The following is a 20,712-nucleotide window of genomic DNA, read 5'->3' as shown; positions in this document are numbered from 1 at the left end:
CACATCCCCCCACCATATTATGATTCAATTAACCAGGCTAAACAATGAAGTGTTTACATTAAATGCTATCATGATTGAACAAATACAGTCCCATCCAGATACAACGATTACGTTAATTAATGGTAAGAAAATGGTAGTAAAAGAGCCTGAGAAAGAGGTTGCAAGCTTAGTTACAAGTTATTACCGTAAACTTGGAATCAGGGAATGTGTAAAAGGAATCGGTGATGCAAATGGGTAGCGGTTTAGTTAAAACAATGGTTACTTCATTGGTCATTTTATTGCTAGGTGGAGTAATCGCATTAGTTGTTGTCTTATATGTATCTGGCGACGATAAAAACGGTGATGCTCAATCGATAGATGAAATCGTCGAACATTCCTATCAAACATCTGAAATTACGACAGATCTAGAGGATGGAAGCTTTGTTCGTATTCAGTTCCAGGTAGTAACAGATAGTAAGGATGCAAAAGAAGAAATAGCAAAGAGAGAATTCCAACTTAAAAATATCCTTATAAAGGAATTATCAAAAATGCACGCTGAAGATTTTAAATCCGGACTTGGTAATTTAGAGGATGTTGTACAACTGAAACTTAACGAATTAATGATAGATGGAAAGATTACGGATGTCTATACAATAAGTAAGATTTTACAATAATAGGTTGTTTTGAACACGCACAATAACGATAATTACTCCATTACGGAGGTGAGGGTTTTACGTGGAAGAAGTACTGTCACAAAATGAGATTGATGCACTGTTATCAGCTATTTCAACTGGTGAGATGAATGCTGAAGAATTAAAAAAAGAAGAAAAAGAAAAAAAAGTTCGAGTCTATGATTTCAAGAGAGCATTGCGCTTCTCGAAAGACCAGGTTAGAAGTATATCTAGGATTCACGAAAATTATGCCCGGTTGTTAACGACATTCTTTTCGGCACAACTAAGAACATATGTAAATATATCTGTTGCATCGGTTGATCAAATTCCATATGAAGAATTTATTCGTTCGGTACCTAAAATGACTGTATTAAATATATTTAGTGTTGCCCCCTTAGAAGGTCGTATACTGATGGAGGTAAATCCGAACATTGCATATGGTATGTTGGATAGAGTTTTAGGGGGAAAAGGAAACAGTGTCAACAAGGTAGAGAACTTAACTGAAATTGAAACGTTGTTGATGTCACAGCTCTTTGAAAAGGCTGTTGTTAATCTGCAAGAAGCATGGGCATCGATAATAGAAATTGATCCAGTATTAGAAGATTTTGAGGTGAATCCGCAATTTTTACAAATGGTTTCCCCAAATGAAACAGTTATTATTGTATCTTTAAACACAACTATTGGAGAAGCAAGCGGTTTGATTAATATTTGTATCCCGCATATTGTTCTCGAACCGATTATTCCAAAATTATCTGTTCACTATTGGATGCAAACGACAACAAAAAATAGAGACCCAGAAACATACAGCAAGCTTACAGAAAATATTAAGCTAGCTAAGGTAGAAGCGAAAACTCTATTAGGTCAAACGACGATTAATATCGATGAATTTTTAAACTTACAAAGGAACGACATCATTGGTTTAAACCAGTCTATTGAAGATCCATTAACGTTGGAAATTAATAATGAACCTAAGTTTTATGTGCAGCCAGGTAAACTAAGAAATAAAATTTCAGTACAAGTATTAGAAGAAATTGAAGGGGGAAACAGGGATGACGAATGATGGCATGCTTTCCCAGGATGAAATAGATGCACTTTTAAAGGTAGGATCAGATGATGAGATAGAAACTGCTATAGAGGATATCGATAATTCCAATTTTTTAACTACCATAGAAGAGGATACACTTGGTGAGATTGGTAATATTTCGTTTGGAAGTTCTGCAACCACACTTTCTACATTATTAAGTCAAAAAGTCGAAATTACAACACCTCAAGTGTCTGTTATTAAGCAAGAGGATCTAACAAGGGAATTTACCTTTAACCATGTTAGGGTTGAGGTGAAATACATAGAAGGTTTTATCGGTCAGAACGTTTTTGTTATTAATTCGGAAGACGCTTCTATCATTTCCGATATTATGCTTGGTGGTGATGGAACAAATCCATCAGAAGAATTAAATGATATTCATATTAGTGCAGTACAGGAAGTTATGAATCAAATGATGGGCGCTGCTGCAACTAGTATGTCTACGATTTTTGAAAAGAAAGTTGATATCTCACCACCAATTATCAAACTACGAAATGGCCAAAACAACGTGAAAGATGAACTAAATGGGAACGAAAACGTATTTGTAAAGGTTTCCTTCCAACTAAAGGTAGGAACATTAATTGATTCAACTATAATGCAATTAATTCCAATCCCTTTTGCAAATCAACTTGTTGATGAGTTAATGAAAAGTTCACAAGCAGAAATAAACGAAAAGCAAGCTGCAGTTGGAGAGATCGAAAAACAAGCTAGTAATGAGCGAAATCTACATAAAGGTCAAGAAGAAACCTCACAACCTAAACCACAATATTTGGGTGAAAATGTGAATCGATCATCAACTAATATACATCAGGCTACATTCTCTACATTTGACCAGGTGGGGCTAAGTGAAAATAACCAACGTAACCTAGATTTGTTACTAGATATTCCATTAAAGGTTACTGTGGAACTTGGGCGTACAAAGAGAACGATTAAAGATATATTAGATTTATCGTCAGGATCAATTATTGAATTAGATAAATTAGCTGGTGAGCCCGTTGACGTATTCGTTAATAAGAAATTAATCGCAAAAGGTGAAGTAGTGGTTATTGATGAGAGCTTTGGAGTTCGCTTAACAGATATCATAAGCCAGTCAGAAAGGCTTATGAAACTCAAATGAAAAATTGATGGGGGAAAGCATAATGGGACAACGTATTTTAATCGTAGATGATGCGGCATTCATGCGTATGATGATAAAAGATATTTTAAGTAAAAATGGCTTTGAGGTAGTAGGCGAAGCACAGGATGGCGCGGAAGCCATTGAAAAATATAACGAATTAACACCAGATTTAGTGACAATGGACATTACAATGCCTGAAATGGATGGGATTACCTCTTTAAAGAAAATAAGAGAGGCAAATCCTCAAGCGAAAATAATAATGTGTTCTGCAATGGGCCAGCAGGCTATGGTGATTGATGCTATACAAGCAGGGGCAAAAGATTTTATTGTCAAACCATTCCAAGCAGACCGCGTAATAGAAGCTATACAAAAGGCTTTAAACTAAGAAGCGAGTGAATATGGTGTTGAAAAAAATAAGTATTTGTATTTGTTTAGTATTATGCTATTTAAATTTAGGTTTACTATCGGAGGTTTCCGCTGCTGCACCTAATGCCAAGGAATGTATAGAAGAAAATTTGGATTGTGATAAGTTAGAAAAAGAAGGTTCTAATGGAACGCGTATAGAGGCAAGTGAAAACGAAAATGGATCATTAGTATTTGATTTAATAAAAATGGTTTTTGCTTTGCTTCTCGTACTAGCACTTATTTATGTATTATTAAAACTTTTAAACAAACGAAATAAAATTTTTCAACAAGTAAAAGCATTAGAAAATATTGGTGGAATTTCTGTTGGTCAAAATAAGTCGATACAAATTATTCGTATCGGTAGTCGAGTTTATGTCGTCGGTGTCGGAGATAATGTTGAATTGTTACACGAAATTACAAATGAGAATGAAAAAGAAGAGTTATTACATATTAATCAAGCAAATGAATTCCAAGCCGGATCATTCGTAACGGCTTTATTTCAACAAAAGAAAAATGATAATTCAACAAACCAAACAAAAAGTGAATTTAAAAACCTATTTACAACAGAGCTAGATAAATTAAAAAGTGGTCGAAGAAAAATGATTAATCACCATAAACAAAAGGGTGATAAGCATGAATGAATTTATAAATATGTTTTCTGATTCAGATCCGGCATCTGTTGCGACATCGGTCAAATTATTATTATTATTAACTGTTCTATCACTTGCGCCAAGTATATTGATTTTAATGACTAGTTTCACACGTATTATTATTGTTCTATCCTTTGTTCGAACATCACTCGCAACACAGTCAATGCCTCCGAATCAGGTGCTTATTGGACTTGCCTTGTTTTTAACATTTTTTATTATGGCACCAACCTTCAATGAGGTAAATGAAGAAGCACTTCAGCCACTTTTCGATGAAGAAATATCCTTAGACGAGGCGTATGATCGTGCAAGTGCACCAATGAAAGACTTTATGGCAGCTCATACGAGACAAAAGGATCTAGCATTGTTCATGAATTATGCGGAAATGGAAAAGCCTGAAACAGTTCAGGATATACCAATGACTACACTTGTTCCTGCTTATACAATTAGTGAACTGAAAACGGCATTTCAAATGGGTTTTATGATATTCGTACCGTTTTTAATTATTGACATGGCTGTTGCAAGTGTTCTTATGTCGATGGGAATGATGATGTTACCACCTGTCATGATCTCGCTGCCATTTAAAATATTATTATTTGTATTAGTGGATGGTTGGTATCTCATAACCCATTCATTATTAGAGGGATTTTAATGAATATCATAGGGGTTGGGCTTTAATGAGCAGTGAGTTTGTTTTAACATTAGCAGAAAAAGGTATTTATACGATCTTACTCGTGTCTGGTCCGTTGTTGATATTAGCACTTGCGATTGGATTATTAGTAAGTATCTTTCAGGCGACTACACAGATACAGGAACAAACACTTGCATTTATTCCGAAAATTGTAGCTGTGTTTGTTGGTTTGATATTTTTTGGACCTTGGATGTTAACGAAAATGGTTGAGTTTACAGCTGATTTATTTCAAAACTTAAATCAGTTTGTTGGGTAAAATATGCTGGATATTATTAATTTAGCAAGTATACCCGCTTTTTTATTAATATTTGTTCGAGTAACAGCTTTTTTTGTTGCATTACCACTGTTTTCCTATAAAACCATACCAACGCACTTTAAAATAGGGTTTAGTTTTTTTCTAGCATTTATTATGTTTTATACAGTCGATTCACCTCCAATTCCAATTGATGGAACATTTATACTTTTGCTTGCAAAGGAAGCAATTGTAGGATTGTTAATTGGCCTACTCGCTTATATTATATTGTCGGCGATTCAAATTGCAGGGGGATTAATTGATTTTCAAATGGGTTTCGCAATTGCAAACGTCATTGATCCGCAAACAGGAGCACAAACCCCTTTAACTGGGCAATATTTTTATATTATTGCGTTATTGTTTTTATTATCGGTCGATGGACACCATTTATTAATAGATGGAATCTTTTATAGTTATAATTTAATTCCAATAGATGCTTATGTACCTTTTCAAAACCAATCACTCATTGATTTTGTTATTGATACGTTTAATGAAATGTTTCTTATAGCATTTCAAATGGCAATTCCAATTGTAGGCTGTTTATTTTTAGTTGATGTTGCACTTGGAATTATTGCAAGAACTGTTCCACAACTAAATGTTTTTGTTGTTGGATTGCCTCTAAAAATAGTAGTAAGTTTTATCGCAATTTTATTTTTCTTAAGTTTATATATGGTTTTGGTGAAAAGTTTATTCGAGACTACATTTGAGGCAATGCATGGCTTAATGCAGCTAATGGGAGGTGCCTAACATGCAAATGAAATTGGATCTTCAATTTTTTGCAGGTGAAAAGACAGAAAAAGCAACTCCCAAAAAAAGACAAGATTCTAGAAAAAAAGGACAGGTAGCAAAAAGTCAGGATATTAACACTGCATTTCTATTATTCTTTTGTTTTTTAATTTTATTTATTTTCGGCGATAACATGGGGAAAAGCCTGACAGCATTATATAAAACTGCTTTTACGGAATACATTCAATGGGATCTTACAGAGAACAGTGTCCACCAAATTTTTGTTGAGGGAACAATGGAGATGGCAAAAATAATTGCCCCAATTATGGGAATTGCTATTATCGCTGGTTTAGCAGCGAACTTCACCCAAATCGGTTTTTTATTTACAACTGAACCACTTAAACTGGATTTGAAAAAGATGGATCCTATTCAAGGTGCAAAACGAATATTTTCTATGCGCGCTTTAGTGGAATTGTTGAAATCATTATTAAAAATCGTGTTTATAGGAGCTATAACATTTTGGATCATTTGGTTATACAAGGATGAAATGATGATGCTCTCGTTCAAAACAGTGGAAAGTGCTTTAGCTTTTTTCGGTAATAATGCAATAAAAATGGGGTTTGCAGCAGCACTTGCATTAGTATTCATTGCCGTTATTGACTATGCTTATCAAAAATATGATTTTGAAAAAAGCATTAAAATGTCAAAGAACGATATAAAGGATGAATACAAAAATATAGAAGGTGATCCATTAATAAAGTCAAAAATTAAAGAAAAACAACGTCAAATGGCAGCAAGACGTATGATGAGCGAGGTTCCAGCGGCTGATGTAGTTATTACGAATCCAACTCATTATGCGATAGCAATTAAATACGACGAAATTAAGGCTAGTGCACCTTTTGTAGTAGCAAAAGGGGTAGATTACACAGCACTTCGAATAAGGGAAATTGCCAAAAATAATAATGTTATGACAGTGGAGAATAGACAACTGGCACGGGCGCTTTATGGTGCGATAGAAATTGGTAATAGTATCCCTGAGGAGTATTACCAAGCGGTTGCGGAAGTATTAGCATATGTTTATCGATTAGAAAAAAAGGTTTAGCAAAAGGACTCTTTTCGTTAGGCTATTTTCGTATGTTCGTTGCTCATACCACCGAAGTTGATATAGGATACGGCGTAAGTACTTTGTTTGGTGGTTGGACAACCGTTCCGGAAATCCACTTCGCGCACCTTAGGGCTCGCGATGAGCCTCCTCGATTGCAAAGATCGCTCTCTGCGGGGTCTCATCGTCTTCGCTTTCTAAGCAGGAGTCTACGTGGATTTCCTTCACTAGTGTTCAGTTTAACAATTTCCTGGGTTACTGTTTGCTTATATAAAGACATCCTGCAATTAAGGCAGTTGATTGGAGCGGAGGACCGTTGACTCCTGCGGGAATAGCACGAGTTTGAAGACCACGCAAAGCGATTTTGAGTCCACTGAAAAAGGATGGATTTGAGAAATTAAATTTCTCACTTTAACCTAGCATCCTCGAATATACGGAGACTCCTACGGGAAGTAAGAGATCGGCGAGACCCCGGAGGACGGCAGTCCGAATAGGCTCGCCACTCGCCCGTGGAAAGCGGAGTATATTCGAGGATGCGGCCGTCGATTCACTATTTTGTACTACACTTAACTTTTTCAGTGGCCTCGTGCGAAAGCACAAGGAGGCGCAACGGAAAACAACCAGCAGTTTTGTCATAATGTATTTTTGTGGCGGTAAGTTACGTCGCAGTCTTTGTGTCAAAAACAACAATCTTTTAGAAAACAGCCTAGCAAAAAGGGGTTACATATATGAAAGCAAAAGATCTGTCGGTATTATTAGGCGTTATATTAATCATTGCAATGTTAGTCGTTCCATTACCAGGATGGTTACTAAGTATTCTAATTTTAATCAATATTATTTTGGCGCTCATCGTTATCTTAGTATCGATGAATACACAAGATGCATTACAATTTTCTATTTTCCCATCCCTATTATTGCTATTAACCTTATTTCGTTTAGCGTTAAATGTATCGACAACAAGATCTATTCTTTCCGAGGGTGAGGCAGGAGGAGTGGTAGAAACATTTGGTTCATTTGTAATTGGAGATAACCCATTGGTTGGTTTTGTTGTGTTTATCATCCTAGTTATTATTCAATTTTTAGTTATAACAAAAGGCGCTGAACGCGTGTCTGAAGTTGGGGCTAGATTTTCCCTGGACGCAATGCCTGGAAAACAAATGAGCATTGACGCTGACTTAAACGCTGGTTTAATTTCAGAGCAACAAGCAAAAGAACGACGCGCGAAGGTAGAAAATGAAGCAGACTTCCACGGGGCAATGGACGGGGCAAGTAAATTCGTTAAGGGAGACGCAATTGCAGGAATTATAATTGTACTTATTAATATTGTATTTGGACTAATTATCGGAATGGTTCAAATGGGAATGTCTTTTCCAGAAGCACTAAATACATTTATGCGTTTGACAGTTGGTGACGGCTTAGTAAGTCAAATTCCAGCATTATTAATAGCAACGGCAACTGGTATTATCGTGACGCGTGCCTCCTCAAAAGGTAATTTAGGCAGTGATGTATCAGGACAACTATTGCAATATCCTAAACTACTTTTTATTGCAGCTGGAGCAATTTTCTTGCTTGGTTTAACACCGATTAACTTTTTATTAACAACTACATTAGCAGGATTATTAGTACTTAGTGGGTATATGCTTCTAAAACAAGAAGAAAAAATGGAAGTACCTGATGTAGAAGAAGAGGAACAATCAGAAAGCTCTGCAATGAAGTCACCTGAGAATGTAGTAAGTCTATTGAATATGGACCCAATAGAATTTGAATTTGGGTACGCACTTATACCACTAGTAGATGCGAGTCAGGGTGGTGACCTGCTTGATAGAGTTATCATGATTCGCCGTCAGTTAGCTATCGAGCTAGGTATTGTCATACCAGTCGTACGTATTCGTGATAATATTCAACTAAATCCAAATGAATATCGATTAAAAATTAAAGGGAATGAGGTTGCTTTTGGTGAGCTTTTACTTGATCACTATTTGGCAATGACACCAGGAATAGATGACGATAGCCTCGAGGGGATTGATACAAATGAGCCCGCATTTGGTCTACCCGCTAAATGGATTAGTGAGGAAGTAAAAGATGAAGCTGAATTGTCTGGATTTACTGTAGTTGATCCACCTTCTGTCGTCTCCACCCATATCACTGAGGTTATTAAAAAGCATGCACATATTTTACTTGGTCGTCAGGAAACAAAGCAATTAATTGATCATTTAAAAGAAAACTATCCAATACTAGCAGATGAAGTAACTCCAGAGCCACTCTCGTTTGGAGACATACAAAAAGTATTAGCAAAACTATTAAAAGAAAATGTTTCTATCCGTAATCTACCAATAATTTTTGAAACATTAGCTGACTTTGCGAAAATGACAAACGATACGGAACTGTTAGCAGAATATGCGAGACAATCATTATCACCGCAAATTACCAAGCAATATGCAAAGGATGACAGGTCATTAAAAGTTATTACCGTTTCAGGGGCAGTTGAAAAAATGATAGCAGAGAATATACAACAAACAGAACACGGGAACTATTTATCCTTAGATCCAGAATCGCAGCAATTAATCATTAAAACAGTTAGTGAAGAGGTAGAACGAATAGCATTACAGGAGGATACAGCTATATTGTTATGCTCGCCTGCTATCCGAATGTATATGAAACAATTAGTTGAACGATTCTTACCGCAAGTAGTTGTATTATCCTATAACGAGCTAGAACCAACCGTTCAAGTACAAAGTGTAGGGGTGGTGAACGTAGCATGAAGGTAAAGAAGTATGTAGCGGCAACAATGCCTGAAGCAATGCATCAAATTCGCAAGGAACTTGGTGCTGATGCGGTCATATTAAATTCAAAAGAAGTAAGAAATGGTAGCCTTTTTGGGTTATTTAAAAAAAGAAGCATTGAAGTTATCGCTGCACTTGACCCACAACCGACAAAGCCTAAGCCGGAAGTCTATCAATCACTTGACAAAGCTCCACATAAAAAAGTTCAATCCGATCAGTCAATAAATAAAAATGTCCTTAGTGAAATTAAGCATCTAAAGAAATTACTTGAGGTACAAAATCAACAAGTTAAAACAAATTTTACCTCGCAGTACAATATGGTTTATCAACACTTAATTGACCAGGAAGTTTCCCAATCATTAGCATCCAAGATAGTCCGTACAGTTATCGATCAACATAAAAATGATAGTGATAGTGAACCAGAACAGCATGTTATTTTTCAGGATACAATGAAAGAAATCACTTCTCAACTTTTAACACTTTCATTTGAAGGGATAACATACAACAAGAGGATTATTCATTTCGTCGGACCAACAGGGGTTGGAAAAACAACAACAATTGCCAAAGTTGCTGCTGACAGTGTGTTGAACAATCATAAAAAAGTGGCCTTTATCACTGCTGACACCTATCGAATTGCTGCTATTGAGCAATTAAAAACATATGCGAAAATATTGGATGTACCTTTAGCGGTTGCTTATGATAATAAAGACTATAAAGAAGCTGTCGAGAAGTTCGCGGATTATGATTTGATTCTTGTTGATACTGCGGGTCGTAATTTTCGAGATCCGAAATACGTACATGAATTGGAACAAAGCATTGATTTTAATGACGAGATAGAAACATATCTGGTGTTATCTTTAACAGCAAAACCGAACGATTTACAGAAAATCAGTGAACAATTTCAACATATTGCAATAAAAGAATTTATTTTTACTAAAATTGATGAAACAAGACAATATGGAAGCATGATTAACCTAGCACTTCAAAACCAGGTAGGAATTGCTTACATGACAAATGGTCAAGATGTGCCTGATGATATAGTTAAGCCTTCACCTGTGAAAATTAGTGAATATATAGTGGGTGAGTATCGTGATGAATGATCAAGCCATGAATTTGCGACGTAAATTACAGCAGTCGAAGGACTCAAGGCAAGCCAAAACCATTTCTATTGTCAGTGGAAAAGGCGGAGTGGGGAAGTCTAATTTCGCAATTAATTTTTCACTAGAACTTATAAAAACCGGAAAAAAAGTTCTGTTAGTGGATTTAGATATCGGAATGGGTAATATCGATATTTTGCTAGGGTTACATGCAACAAAAACGATTGTAGATATGTTTGATCAACAGTTAAAGATTCACGACATTATTGAGAATGGACCCAATAATCTTGCCTTTATCGCGGCTGGAAATGGTCTATCAAACTTTTTTACATTGAGTGATGATAAAAAAGATTATTTCCTGAATCAATACAATGAATTAGTTAAGCTATACGATTACATTATTTTTGACATGGGGGCAGGTGCCTCAAAGGAAAGTTTATTTTTCATCGTGGCATCAGACGAATGCATCACGATTACTACGCCTGAGCCAACATCGATAACAGATGCATATGGCATGATCAAACACATCGTAAGCAATCAAGGCCAAATGCCGATATATCTGGTGATGAATCGTTCGTTAACCTATAAAACTGGTAAAAAAGCACTTGATCGATTTCAACGTGTTATTTCCCAATTTCTAACTATTGAAACGCAACAAATGGGGATCCTACCCGATGACCGTACCGTTTCAGCTTCAGTAATTAGGCAAATACCATACAGTATTCTTAATGAAAATGCGGCTATTTCAAAAGCAATCAAACAAATTGTAGGAAATTATTTACAAAACTCATATACAACAGACAAAAAAGTGGCCACTTCATTCGTGCAAAGGTTGAAACGATTACTGGTTGAGAGGTGAATGGCAATTAGAAGTTAGGGGGGATGTAAAATGGATACAGCACACTATTTGGATGTTTTTCTAGATGAAAGTAATGAACATCTCGAATCACTCTATAAACAATTAATAGCACTCGAAAAGAATCCAACTGAGAAATCAACTATTGATGACATATTTAGGTCTGCTCACACACTAAAAGGTATGTCTGCAGCAATGGGATTTGATGATCTAGCTAATTTAACACATCAACTTGAGAATATATTTGACGGAATACGGTATGACAAAATCATAATTACAACGGAAACCATGGATGTTTTATTTGAATCGGTAGATCATTTAAATGCAATGGTTGAAAGTATTACGGGTGGCGGCAACGGTAAGCGGGATATGGAACAAATTATTGATAGCCTGAAGAAAATAGAAAATGGTGATTGTGTTGTTTCTACACCAAAAACAATTGCTTCAGGTGAAAAAATGACAGATGTACTCGGGGTTAAAAAGAAAAGTTCTTCGAGCAAAACAATAAGAGTCAATATTGAGCGATTAGATAGTTTGATAAATTTGTTTGATGAATTAGTTATTGACCGAGGAAGATTAGAACAAATTTCCTCTGAATTAAATCACAATGATTTACAAGCTACGGTAGAAAGAATGTCAAGAGTATCAAGTGACTTACAGCGTATGATTTTAACAATGCGCATGGTACCTGTTGAACAAGTCTTCAGTCGTTTCCCGCAAATGATTAGACGGTTAGCACGCGATCTTGGTAAAAACGTTGAAATTGAAATTGTTGGCGCTGAAACTGAATTGGATCGGACTGTTATCGATAAGATTGGAGATCCATTTGTTCATTTAATACGAAATGCAATGGATCACGGAATTGAAGCCCCAAATGTTAGGAAGGTCAATGGGAAACCTAAACATGGAACAATCAAATTACATGCTTACTATAGTGGAAATCATGTATTTATTGAAATCTCTGATGATGGCGCTGGTATTAATAAAGATAAAGTTTTAAATAAGGCACTGTCAGACGGTGTAATTACAGAAAACCAAGCGGGAACTTTGGCTGATCAACAAGTTTATGAACTTATCATGGCGAGTGGTTTTTCAACAGCGGAAACGATTACTGACATATCTGGCCGTGGAGTTGGTTTAGATGTGGTAAAAAGTACAATTGAATCACTTGGAGGTACTATTACAATAGATACAAAACTAGGCAAAGGGTCTACTTTCTCTATTCAACTACCATTAACACTAGCCAGCACCAGAAGTAGTTGGAACTGTTGACGTGGACTATATCGAGGGTGTAGCTAAATTAGAGGATCGTTTATTGATTTTATTAGACTTACAAAAAGTGCTTTCCAAAGATGAAGTTGATACACTACAAGACGCGAAAGGTTAATCAAACATGGATTTTAATAATGGATTATCTAGCGAATGGCGAAGTATTTCGTATACTGATTTCCTTAGAATCTTTTATACTTTCCTTCAGTGGAATAAAAGGGAGGAACACTTACTATGAATACGGATAAAACTCCTATAGAGAAACAGTTATGGGAAAATTGGTTTTCTACGCACGACTCGAATGCTGCTAATGAGCTTATCAAAAATTATATGTATCTAGTAAATTTTCACGTTGAGCGGATTGCGACTCATTTACCCAAAAATGTAAACAAAGATGACTTGAAAAGTTTTGGATTAATGGGGTTGTATGATGCAGTTAAGAAATTTGAATCAAGTAGGGACTTAAAGTTCGACACGTATGCTTCATTTCGAGTTAGAGGTGCCATTATTGATGGGCTCAGAAAGGAAGATTGGTTGCCTAGATCAATTCGTGAAAAAACAAAAAAGATTGAACAGGTTTCTGGGCACCTTGAGCAAGTTCATCAACGTACACCTTCTTCCAATGAGATTGCAAAAGAATTAAATATGACCGCTCAAGAAGTTGAAACATATACGAAGGATTCTCTGTTTGCAAATGTATTATCAATTGAAGAAAAGTCTAAAGATGGTCATAGTGATCACAAAGAGGGGATTGGCTATGCAATCGCTGATCATATTTCCGCGTCCCCAGATAATCATTTAACAACAAGTGAGACCAATAAAGAATTAGCGAAAAGTATAAAATTATTAAATGTTAATGAACAACTAGTTATTAGTTTGTTTTATAATGAAGAACTAACATTAACTGAAATTGGACAAGTACTGGACTTAACGACATCTAGAATTTCACAAATACATAAAAAAGCTATCTTCAAACTTAAAAAAACATTGGCTAAAGTACACAGATAGAAGGGATTACATGACATCATTTTTGTTAATAATAAGTTTTTTATTGCACATGGTTACATTTACTGCGATTTATCAATTATATAAACAAACCAAGCTTCCCAATCAGAATAGTTCTTCTCAAGAAATAATGGAACTTTTTGAAGTGTACTTGGCAGAAATTAAAGAAGAAAATAATCGACTGGAACAAACGTTATTGGACAAGGAACACAAACCAGATGATGAAGTTTGCCCAGTGCCGCACATGAAGGAAGAAGTGAATCCTGAAGGTGTAGATGATACATATACAACCCCTAAGGTAGATGATGATGTACACTATAAAACGTCGTTACATGCCAAAATTCTTCAGATGCATGATCAAGGGATGCCAAATGAAGAAATTGCTCGAAAGTTGAATAGTGGTAAAACAGAAGTGGATTTAATTATAAAAATACATGCAAAAAAGTCGAATTAGTACTTGCTAGCTTAACATCCTTGTGATATATTAATTCATGGTGCAAATACTATGTTTACGTTAATCTTGTAAACATGTCTAACCACACACGTTTGTCGATTTGTGTAAGAGGTGCCTACTTAACGTGGTCCTTATATAAAAATGACACAAACGGAGGAAAAAACCAATAGGAGGAATTTATTATGTCAGTAATTTCTATGAAGCAATTACTTGAAGCTGGTGTACATTTCGGACATCAGACTCGCCGTTGGAACCCAAAGATGAAAAAATACATCTTTACTGAGCGTAACGGCATCTATATCATTGACCTACAAAAAACAGTTAAAAAGGTTGATGAAGCATACAAATATGTAAAGGAAATCGCAGCTGATGGTGGTACAGTTCTTTTTGTAGGAACTAAAAAGCAAGCACAGGACTCTGTTCGTGATGAAGCGACTCGTTCTGGCATGTACTTTGTAAACCAACGCTGGTTAGGTGGTACACTAACAAACTTCCAAACAATCCGTAAACGTATTACGCGTCTTAAGAATATCGAGCGTATGGAGGAAGATGGAACGTTTGAAGTACTTCCAAAAAAAGAAGTTGTAAACTTATTAAAAGAAAAAGACCGTTTAATGAAGTTCCTAGGTGGAATCAAGGAAATGAAAAAGCTTCCTGATGCAATGTTTGTAATTGATCCACGTAAAGAACGTATTGCGATCGCTGAAGCACATAAATTAAACATTCCAATTATCGGAATTGTTGATACGAACTGTGACCCTGATGAAATTGATTATATTATCCCTGCAAATGATGATGCAATTCGCGCGGTAAAACTTCTTACTTCTAAAATGGCTGATGCTATTATTGAGGTTAAACAAAGTGAAGAAGCTGAAAGAGTTGCAAATGAAGAAGAATCTGCAGAGCCAGTAGAAGCAGATAAAGAATAGTAATGTAAAAGACTAGGTGATAAGGGGATAAGCCTTTTATCACCTTTTTTACACGAAGAAAGTATATACGTTTTATGGAAAACCAGTATATTTAACTATTTCCTGAGGAGGATTAATGATGGCAATTACTGCACAAATGGTAAAAGAATTACGCGAAAAAACTGGTGCTGGGATGATGGACTGTAAAAAGGCACTTACTGAAACTGACGGTAATATTGAACAAGCAATTGATTATTTACGAGAAAAAGGTGTAGCAAAAGCTGCAAAAAAATCAGATCGTATTGCTGCTGAAGGGTTGACACATGTAGAAGTTGATAACAACGTTGCTGCATTATTAGAAGTTAACTGTGAAACAGACTTTGTTACAAAAAATGATCAGTTTAAAACACTTTTAACTAAATTAGGAAATCACATTATTACAAATAAGCCTTCATCAGTTGAAGAAGCATTACAACAGGATATGGATGGTGAAGGTAACAGTGTAGAAACGTACATCAATTCCGTTGTCGCGAAAATTGGTGAGAAGATTTCCTTACGTCGTTTTGTGATTTTAACAAAAACAGATAACGATTCATTCGGTTCATATCTCCATATGGGTGGGCGTATTGGTGTCTTAACACTTCTTGAAGGTACAACTGACGAGCAAGTGGCAAAGGATGTTGCAATGCACGTTGCTGCAGCAAATCCGCTTCATATATCTCGTGACGCTGTTTCAGAAGATGAAGTTAGCCGCGAACGTGAAGTATTAAAAACACAAGCATTAAACGAAGGAAAACCAGAAAAAATTGTAGAAAAAATGGTTGAAGGTCGTTTGGGTAAGTTCTTCGAAGACATTTGCTTATTAGAACAAAACTTTGTTAAAGATCCAGATCAAAAAGTTAAAAAGTACGTTTCTGATAAGGGTGCAACAGTTAAATCATTTGTTCGTTATGAAGTTGGCGAAGGAATGGAAAAACGTGAAGATAACTTTGCAGAAGAAGTTAGAAACCAAATAAATAATCAATAATGTGGGGGGACACAGGCTGTTCCCTTTTTCTAAAAATAGTTGTAAAAAATTATAGTTTCTATGGAGGTTATTATGACAGCAGCTCGTTACCGTAGAATTGTGTTGAAGTTAAGTGGTGAGGCATTGAGTGGTGACCAGGGATTTGGACTAGATCCTAAGGTCGTTCAGTCTGTAGCAGAACAGATAAAAAGTGTATCCGAATTAGGCGTTGAAATTGCAGTAGTTGTAGGTGGAGGTAATATCTGGCGCGGTAAGGTTGGAAGTGAAATGGGAATGGATCGTGCTAATGCTGATTATATGGGAATGTTAGCAACGGTCATGAATTCACTTGCCCTTCAAGATAGTCTAGAAAATATCGGAATACCTACTAGGGTACAAACTTCAATAGAAATGCGTCAGGTTGCAGAACCATATATTCGTAGAAAAGCAATTCGACATTTAGAGAAGAAACGTGTTGTCATATTTGCAGCTGGTACTGGAAATCCTTATTTCTCTACCGATACAACTGCAGCACTTAGAGCGGCAGAAATTGAAGCAGAGGTAATACTAATGGCGAAGAATAGTGTAGACGGGGTTTATACAGACGATCCTAAGTTGAATAAAGATGCTACAAAATATGAAAACCTATCTTATTTAGATATGTTAAATGAAGGTTTAGGTGTAATGGACTCCACGGCATCATCGCTTTGTATGGATAATGACATACCACTTGTGGTATTTTCTATAACAGATGAAGGCAATATAAAACGAGTGGTTCAAGGTGAAATAATTGGAACTACGATTAGGGGGAAATAACAATGTCTGATGCGATTATAAATCAAACACGTGAGAAAATGACCCATGCTGTACAAGCATTCTCAAAAAATTTGGCAACTGTTAGGGCGGGTAGAGCTAATCCATCTTTACTGGATAGTGTATATGTGGATTATTATGGTGCTTCAACACCACTAAATCAATTAGCAACCATATCTGCTCCAGAAGCTAGGATGTTAATTATAACACCATTTGATAAGTCCTCAATTGGCGATGTAGAAAAGGCAATTCAAAAAGCTGATTTAGGCATTTCACCTTCAAGTGATGGAAACATCATTCGTATTGCTATTCCAGCGTTAACTGAGGAACGTCGTAAAGATTTAGTTAAGGTGGTAGGAAAGTATGCGGAGGAAGCACGTGTACAAGTAAGAAATATTCGTCGCGAATCAAATGATCAGCTGAAAAAAGCTGAAAAAAATGGTGAGCTTACAGAAGACGAACTAAGAAACGCACAGGATAATGTACAAAAAGAAACAAATAATAACATAAATGAAGTGGATCAGGTAGCGAAAAATAAAGAAAAAGAAATTATGGAAGTATAATATAAGCAAAAACAACATGATATTCCCCCTAATATAGGGGGTTTTTGTTTTTTTGCTAAATCGTTATAATAAATAGTGGGTAATCATGATATAATGGAAACTTATCAAATAAATAACTATACCAATCATATAATTCTTTTATCCGACATATTGATGAAAATGGAAAGGATTGTATATACACAATCAATCGTATTCGGAGGACAAATTATGTCAATGAGACTTCCTTTTTTTAAAAATAAACAAGAAGAAACAGATGATTCATGTACTGTAGAAACAACAAACATACCAAAACATGTAGCGATAATTATGGATGGAAATGGACGTTGGGCAAAAAAACGTGGACTTCCTAGAATTGCGGGGCATAAAGAAGGTATGAATGTTGTTAAAGAAATTGTTCGATCCGCTACTCATTACAAAGTGGAAATCCTTACGTTATATGCCTTTTCAACTGAAAATTGGAAACGACCTAAATCTGAAGTTGAATTTCTAATGAAACTGCCGAAAGAATTCTTACATACGTACTTACCCGAATTAATAGAAGAAAATGTTCGAATTGATACGATTGGTGAATTTGATGGGCTGCCATTACACACAAAAGAGGCAATTCAATATGCGAAGGAACAAACAAAGGATAATGATGGCTTATTATTAAACTTTGCTTTAAACTATGGTAGTAGATTTGAGATAATGCGGGCAATTAAACAAGTGTATACAGATATGCAAAAAGAGGATTTGTCCATCGACCAATTTGATGAGGAAGTTTTCTCAAAATATTTGTATACAAATGGATTATCAGATCCTGATTTATTAATACGAACAAGTGGTGAGCAACGTTTAAGTAATTTTTTATTGTGGCAGTTGGCCTATGCAGAGTTCTGGTTCACTGATGTATTATGGCCAGATTTCAGTGAAGAAGTATTCAAAAGAGCCCTCCATGATTATCAACAACGAAAGAGACGCTATGGAGGTATTTAAGGTGTTGAACAGTAGATGAAGCAACGAATTCAGACAGCAATTTTGGCATTAATCGTATTTGTACCTCTGGTCTATATAGGTGGACTACCGTTTACTATTTTTGTTTACCTTATGGCAACTATTGCTTTGATTGAACTTTTGCGGATGAGAAAGGTAGGTAAATATTCGATTCCAGCTTTTTTGGCCATTATTATTTTATGGCTACTGTTACTTGATAAGCCATTTGATTGGATTCCATATATAGGGTTTACCAAATCAGAAATTATAATGATGTTTGCTATGCTGTTATTGTCTTATACAGTTTTAGTGAAAAATAAATTCACGTTTGAGGATGCTGGATTTATACTTCTAGCAACTGTATATGTAGGTATGGGGTTCTTTTATCTTATTGAAACTAGAGATGAAAACTCATTTAAAGGACTAATGAATATTTTTTACGTACTATTAGTCATATGGGCTACAGACACTGGTGCTTACTTTTTTGGACGAGCGTTTGGTAAAAGAAAATTATGGCCTATGATTAGTCCAAATAAGACTATTGAAGGAGCAGTAGGTGGTATTCTACTTTCTGTTATAGTTGGAGTTTTGTTCCAGTTATTTACATCCTTCCATTTTTCCATGATAATCGTTATTGGCGTAACCATTTTAGTATCCATTTTTGGACAAATTGGAGATTTAGTAGAGTCGGCTTTTAAACGCTATTATGGTGTGAAGGATTCTGGTGACATCCTTCCAGGTCACGGTGGTATATTAGATCGATTAGATAGTTTGTTATTTGTTTTACCAGTGCTTCATTTTATCCATTTCATTTACTAATTTGACTTTTAGTGCATGTTCAAAAAGTCGCCATTTATCGTTTGGTGCCTTTTTGAACATCCTCTTTTATGGATATTTGTTCAAAATGCCTGAATGAGTTAATAGGTAAAGGTTAAACTTAATTGGCGTAGTTTTAATTAGATCTATTCAACCTACGTTCATCAAAGGAAGGTGCTTTATTTGACCACAGTTATTGCGTTTATTTTTATGTTTGGATTACTCGTGTTTATCCATGAGTTAGGCCATTTAATTTTTGCAAAACGTGCTGGAATGTTAGCCCGTGAATTTGCAATCGGATTTGGACCTAAAATTTTTTCTTTCACCAAAAACGAGACTGTATACACAATACGATTACTACCTGTAGGTGGGTATGTGCGTGTGGCAGGTGAAGATCCAGAAATTGTAGAATTAAAACCAGGTCATCATATTGGCATTGAGTTTAATAATGAAGATAAGGTTAACAAAATAATTGTCAATAATAAATCGAAACATCCGAACGCGCGCGTAATAGAAGTAGAGCGTGCAGATTTAGACCATGATTTGGTTATTGAAGGTTATGAGATTGATGAGGAAGAACGTTTAAGATTTAATGTTGACCCAAAAGCGTTTTTTATAATGGATGAAAAAGAAACGCAAATAGCCCCTTATGACCGTCAGTTCGCATCTAAAAGTATTGGTAAACGAGCAATGCAATTATTTGCTGGACCGATGATGAACTTCATATTGGCTATGTTTATATTCTTTATTCTGGGTCTTATTCAGGGTGTTCCTACTGAGCAAGCACAACTTGCTGAAATTCAACCAGATAGTCCGGCCGCTGAAGCTGGGTTTCAAACGGGTGACGAGGTAGTTGAAGTTGAAGGTAATTCAGTTAGTACTTGGGAAGAGTTTACAAAAATAGTTCGAGATAACCCTGAGGAATCATTATCTATGCAGGTAGAACGTGGTGGGGAGATTGTCGATGTCACCGTTGTACCACGTGAAATAGAAACCCAGGGTGGGACTATTGGACAAATTGGTGTAGTGCAAGCGACTGAAAAATCGTTTACCAATACAATTCAATATACTTTCACCCAAACGTATGACATAACGAAACTTATTTTAACTAGTTTAGGTAAGTTGGTTACTGGACAATTCTCGATTGACATGTTATCTGGTCCAGTTGGTATTTATGATGCAACGGATACGGTTGTTCAAACAGGATTCATGAACTTCCTAATGTGGACTGCAATGTTAAGTATTAACTTAGGAATCGTGAATTTGGTGCCACTACCTGCACTTGATGGGGGTCGTTTACTTTTTGTTGGAATTGAAGCGGTACGTGGTAAACCAATAGATCAACAAAAAGAGGGTATTGTTCACTTTATTGGTTTTGCGTTATTAATGTTACTAATGATTGTTGTTACCTGGAACGATATTCAACGATTATTCTTATAAGAACGAGCAAACCTATAGT

The 20,712-nt window shown here is 35.8% G+C and carries 22 protein-coding genes and 1 pseudogene; all 23 read left to right on the top strand.

Annotated features, from left to right (window positions below; all coding sequences use genetic code 11):
* Positions 1-19: 19 nt before the first annotated feature.
* The 23 genes and pseudogenes from CFK40_RS12220 (at position 20) to rseP (ending at position 20,693) form a co-directional block, all read left to right on the top strand.
* The gene (locus CFK40_RS12220; protein ID WP_089532569.1) at positions 20-238 is read left to right on the top strand and encodes a flagellar FlbD family protein; all 219 of its coding nucleotides are present in this window, start codon (positions 20-22) and stop codon (positions 236-238) included.
* Complete coding sequence (gene fliL, locus CFK40_RS12215) at positions 231-653, top strand: flagellar basal body-associated protein FliL (RefSeq protein WP_089534377.1); 423 nt, start codon at positions 231-233, stop codon at positions 651-653. The genes CFK40_RS12220 and fliL overlap by 8 nt, the downstream gene beginning before the upstream one ends.
* 61 nt (positions 654-714) lie before the next feature.
* A complete protein-coding gene (fliM, locus tag CFK40_RS12210; RefSeq protein ID WP_089532568.1) occupies positions 715-1,710 on the top strand; it encodes a flagellar motor switch protein FliM in 996 nt (331 codons plus the stop codon).
* On the top strand, positions 1,700-2,848 hold the full coding sequence (fliY, locus tag CFK40_RS12205; protein ID WP_089532567.1) for a flagellar motor switch phosphatase FliY: 1,149 nt from the start codon (positions 1,700-1,702) through the stop codon (positions 2,846-2,848). Before fliM ends, fliY begins: the two co-directional genes overlap by 11 nt.
* A gap of 22 nt (positions 2,849-2,870) precedes the next feature.
* A complete protein-coding gene (locus CFK40_RS12200) occupies positions 2,871-3,233 on the top strand; it encodes a response regulator (protein ID WP_089532566.1) in 363 nt (120 codons plus the stop codon).
* Between the two features lie 13 nt (positions 3,234-3,246).
* Positions 3,247-3,894 carry a flagellar biosynthetic protein FliO gene (locus CFK40_RS12195; protein WP_089532565.1) on the top strand — a complete coding sequence of 216 codons (648 nt, stop codon included), beginning with the start codon at positions 3,247-3,249 and terminating at the stop codon, positions 3,892-3,894.
* Positions 3,887-4,552 (top strand): flagellar type III secretion system pore protein FliP, encoded by a 666-nt coding sequence (gene fliP / locus CFK40_RS12190; RefSeq protein ID WP_089532564.1) that lies wholly within the window; start codon positions 3,887-3,889, stop codon positions 4,550-4,552. The genes CFK40_RS12195 and fliP overlap by 8 nt, the downstream gene beginning before the upstream one ends.
* Positions 4,553-4,577: 25 nt before the next feature.
* Positions 4,578-4,847 (top strand): flagellar biosynthesis protein FliQ, encoded by a 270-nt coding sequence (gene fliQ, locus CFK40_RS12185; RefSeq protein ID WP_089532563.1) that lies wholly within the window; start codon positions 4,578-4,580, stop codon positions 4,845-4,847.
* 3 nt (positions 4,848-4,850) lie between these two features.
* Entirely contained in the window at positions 4,851-5,630 is a 780-nt protein-coding gene (gene fliR / locus CFK40_RS12180; protein ID WP_089532562.1) for a flagellar biosynthetic protein FliR, read from the top strand.
* Between the two features lies 1 nt (position 5,631).
* A complete protein-coding gene (gene flhB, locus CFK40_RS12175) occupies positions 5,632-6,711 on the top strand; it encodes a flagellar biosynthesis protein FlhB (RefSeq protein WP_089532561.1) in 1,080 nt (359 codons plus the stop codon).
* Positions 6,712-7,439: 728 nt separating this feature from the next.
* Entirely contained in the window at positions 7,440-9,473 is a 2,034-nt protein-coding gene (gene flhA, locus CFK40_RS12170) for a flagellar biosynthesis protein FlhA (protein ID WP_089532560.1), read from the top strand.
* On the top strand, positions 9,470-10,594 hold the full coding sequence (gene flhF / locus CFK40_RS12165) for a flagellar biosynthesis GTPase FlhF (RefSeq protein WP_089532559.1): 1,125 nt from the start codon (positions 9,470-9,472) through the stop codon (positions 10,592-10,594). The genes flhA and flhF overlap by 4 nt, the downstream gene beginning before the upstream one ends.
* Positions 10,587-11,450, top strand: a complete 864-nt coding sequence (locus tag CFK40_RS12160) for a MinD/ParA family protein (protein WP_319418054.1) — start codon at positions 10,587-10,589, stop codon at positions 11,448-11,450. Before flhF ends, CFK40_RS12160 begins: the two co-directional genes overlap by 8 nt.
* Before the next feature lie 30 nt (positions 11,451-11,480).
* Positions 11,481-12,692 (top strand): annotated as a pseudogene (locus CFK40_RS12155) (chemotaxis protein CheA); the annotation flags it as partial.
* 258 nt (positions 12,693-12,950) lie between these two features.
* The gene (locus CFK40_RS12145; RefSeq protein WP_089532556.1) at positions 12,951-13,724 is read left to right on the top strand and encodes a FliA/WhiG family RNA polymerase sigma factor; all 774 of its coding nucleotides are present in this window, start codon (positions 12,951-12,953) and stop codon (positions 13,722-13,724) included.
* Between the two features lie 10 nt (positions 13,725-13,734).
* Positions 13,735-14,175: a DUF6115 domain-containing protein gene (locus tag CFK40_RS12140; protein ID WP_089532555.1), complete on the top strand. Its 441-nt coding sequence runs from the start codon at positions 13,735-13,737 to the stop codon at positions 14,173-14,175.
* Positions 14,176-14,357: 182 nt separating this feature from the next.
* Positions 14,358-15,104: a 30S ribosomal protein S2 gene (gene rpsB / locus CFK40_RS12135; protein ID WP_089532554.1), complete on the top strand. Its 747-nt coding sequence runs from the start codon at positions 14,358-14,360 to the stop codon at positions 15,102-15,104.
* A 118-nt stretch (positions 15,105-15,222) separates the two neighbouring features.
* Positions 15,223-16,110 (top strand): translation elongation factor Ts, encoded by an 888-nt coding sequence (tsf, locus tag CFK40_RS12130; RefSeq protein ID WP_089532553.1) that lies wholly within the window; start codon positions 15,223-15,225, stop codon positions 16,108-16,110.
* Between the two features lie 72 nt (positions 16,111-16,182).
* Complete coding sequence (gene pyrH / locus CFK40_RS12125; protein ID WP_089532552.1) at positions 16,183-16,905, top strand: UMP kinase; 723 nt, start codon at positions 16,183-16,185, stop codon at positions 16,903-16,905.
* A gap of 2 nt (positions 16,906-16,907) precedes the next feature.
* Positions 16,908-17,465 (top strand): ribosome recycling factor, encoded by a 558-nt coding sequence (frr, locus tag CFK40_RS12120; RefSeq protein WP_089532551.1) that lies wholly within the window; start codon positions 16,908-16,910, stop codon positions 17,463-17,465.
* Positions 17,466-17,672: 207 nt separating this feature from the next.
* Complete coding sequence (locus CFK40_RS12115) at positions 17,673-18,440, top strand: undecaprenyl pyrophosphate synthase (RefSeq protein WP_089534376.1); 768 nt, start codon at positions 17,673-17,675, stop codon at positions 18,438-18,440.
* Positions 18,441-18,455: 15 nt separating this feature from the next.
* On the top strand, positions 18,456-19,256 hold the full coding sequence (locus CFK40_RS12110; protein WP_089532550.1) for a phosphatidate cytidylyltransferase: 801 nt from the start codon (positions 18,456-18,458) through the stop codon (positions 19,254-19,256).
* Between the two features lie 180 nt (positions 19,257-19,436).
* Positions 19,437-20,693, top strand: coding sequence for an RIP metalloprotease RseP (rseP, locus tag CFK40_RS12105; RefSeq protein WP_089532549.1), 1,257 nt, complete (start codon positions 19,437-19,439; stop codon positions 20,691-20,693).
* Positions 20,694-20,712: the final 19 nt, after the last annotated feature.

Source organism: Virgibacillus necropolis (genome assembly GCF_002224365.1).
GTDB lineage: Bacteria > Bacillota > Bacilli > Bacillales > Amphibacillaceae > Virgibacillus_F > Virgibacillus_F necropolis.
The sequence above is the reverse complement of the archived record's forward strand: the minus strand, read 5'-3'. Positions and strand labels throughout refer to the sequence as shown.

Bases quoted from the DNA above. Each gene is read 5' to 3' on its own strand.
- rpsB (WP_089532554.1), top strand. From the start codon at position 14,358: ATGTCAGTAATTTCTATGAAGCAATTACTTGAAGCTGGTGTACATTTC.
- CFK40_RS12140 (WP_089532555.1), top strand. From the start codon at position 13,735: ATGACATCATTTTTGTTAATAATAAGTTTTTTATTGCACATGGTTACA.
- tsf (WP_089532553.1), top strand. From the start codon at position 15,223: ATGGCAATTACTGCACAAATGGTAAAAGAATTACGCGAAAAAACTGGT.
- fliP (WP_089532564.1), top strand. From the start codon at position 3,887: ATGAATGAATTTATAAATATGTTTTCTGATTCAGATCCGGCATCTGTT.
- flhA (WP_089532560.1), top strand. From the start codon at position 7,440: ATGAAAGCAAAAGATCTGTCGGTATTATTAGGCGTTATATTAATCATT.
- CFK40_RS12200 (WP_089532566.1), top strand. From the start codon at position 2,871: ATGGGACAACGTATTTTAATCGTAGATGATGCGGCATTCATGCGTATG.
- pyrH (WP_089532552.1), top strand. From the start codon at position 16,183: ATGACAGCAGCTCGTTACCGTAGAATTGTGTTGAAGTTAAGTGGTGAG.
- CFK40_RS12220 (WP_089532569.1), top strand. From the start codon at position 20: ATGATTCAATTAACCAGGCTAAACAATGAAGTGTTTACATTAAATGCT.
- CFK40_RS12145 (WP_089532556.1), top strand. From the start codon at position 12,951: ATGAATACGGATAAAACTCCTATAGAGAAACAGTTATGGGAAAATTGG.
- flhB (WP_089532561.1), top strand. From the start codon at position 5,632: ATGCAAATGAAATTGGATCTTCAATTTTTTGCAGGTGAAAAGACAGAA.
- CFK40_RS12160 (WP_319418054.1), top strand. From the start codon at position 10,587: ATGAATGATCAAGCCATGAATTTGCGACGTAAATTACAGCAGTCGAAG.
- flhF (WP_089532559.1), top strand. From the start codon at position 9,470: ATGAAGGTAAAGAAGTATGTAGCGGCAACAATGCCTGAAGCAATGCAT.
- fliY (WP_089532567.1), top strand. From the start codon at position 1,700: ATGACGAATGATGGCATGCTTTCCCAGGATGAAATAGATGCACTTTTA.
- fliR (WP_089532562.1), top strand. From the start codon at position 4,851: ATGCTGGATATTATTAATTTAGCAAGTATACCCGCTTTTTTATTAATA.
- CFK40_RS12195 (WP_089532565.1), top strand. From the start codon at position 3,247: ATGGTGTTGAAAAAAATAAGTATTTGTATTTGTTTAGTATTATGCTAT.
- fliQ (WP_089532563.1), top strand. From the start codon at position 4,578: ATGAGCAGTGAGTTTGTTTTAACATTAGCAGAAAAAGGTATTTATACG.
- CFK40_RS12115 (WP_089534376.1), top strand. From the start codon at position 17,673: ATGTCAATGAGACTTCCTTTTTTTAAAAATAAACAAGAAGAAACAGAT.
- frr (WP_089532551.1), top strand. From the start codon at position 16,908: ATGTCTGATGCGATTATAAATCAAACACGTGAGAAAATGACCCATGCT.
- fliL (WP_089534377.1), top strand. From the start codon at position 231: ATGGGTAGCGGTTTAGTTAAAACAATGGTTACTTCATTGGTCATTTTA.
- CFK40_RS12110 (WP_089532550.1), top strand. From the start codon at position 18,456: ATGAAGCAACGAATTCAGACAGCAATTTTGGCATTAATCGTATTTGTA.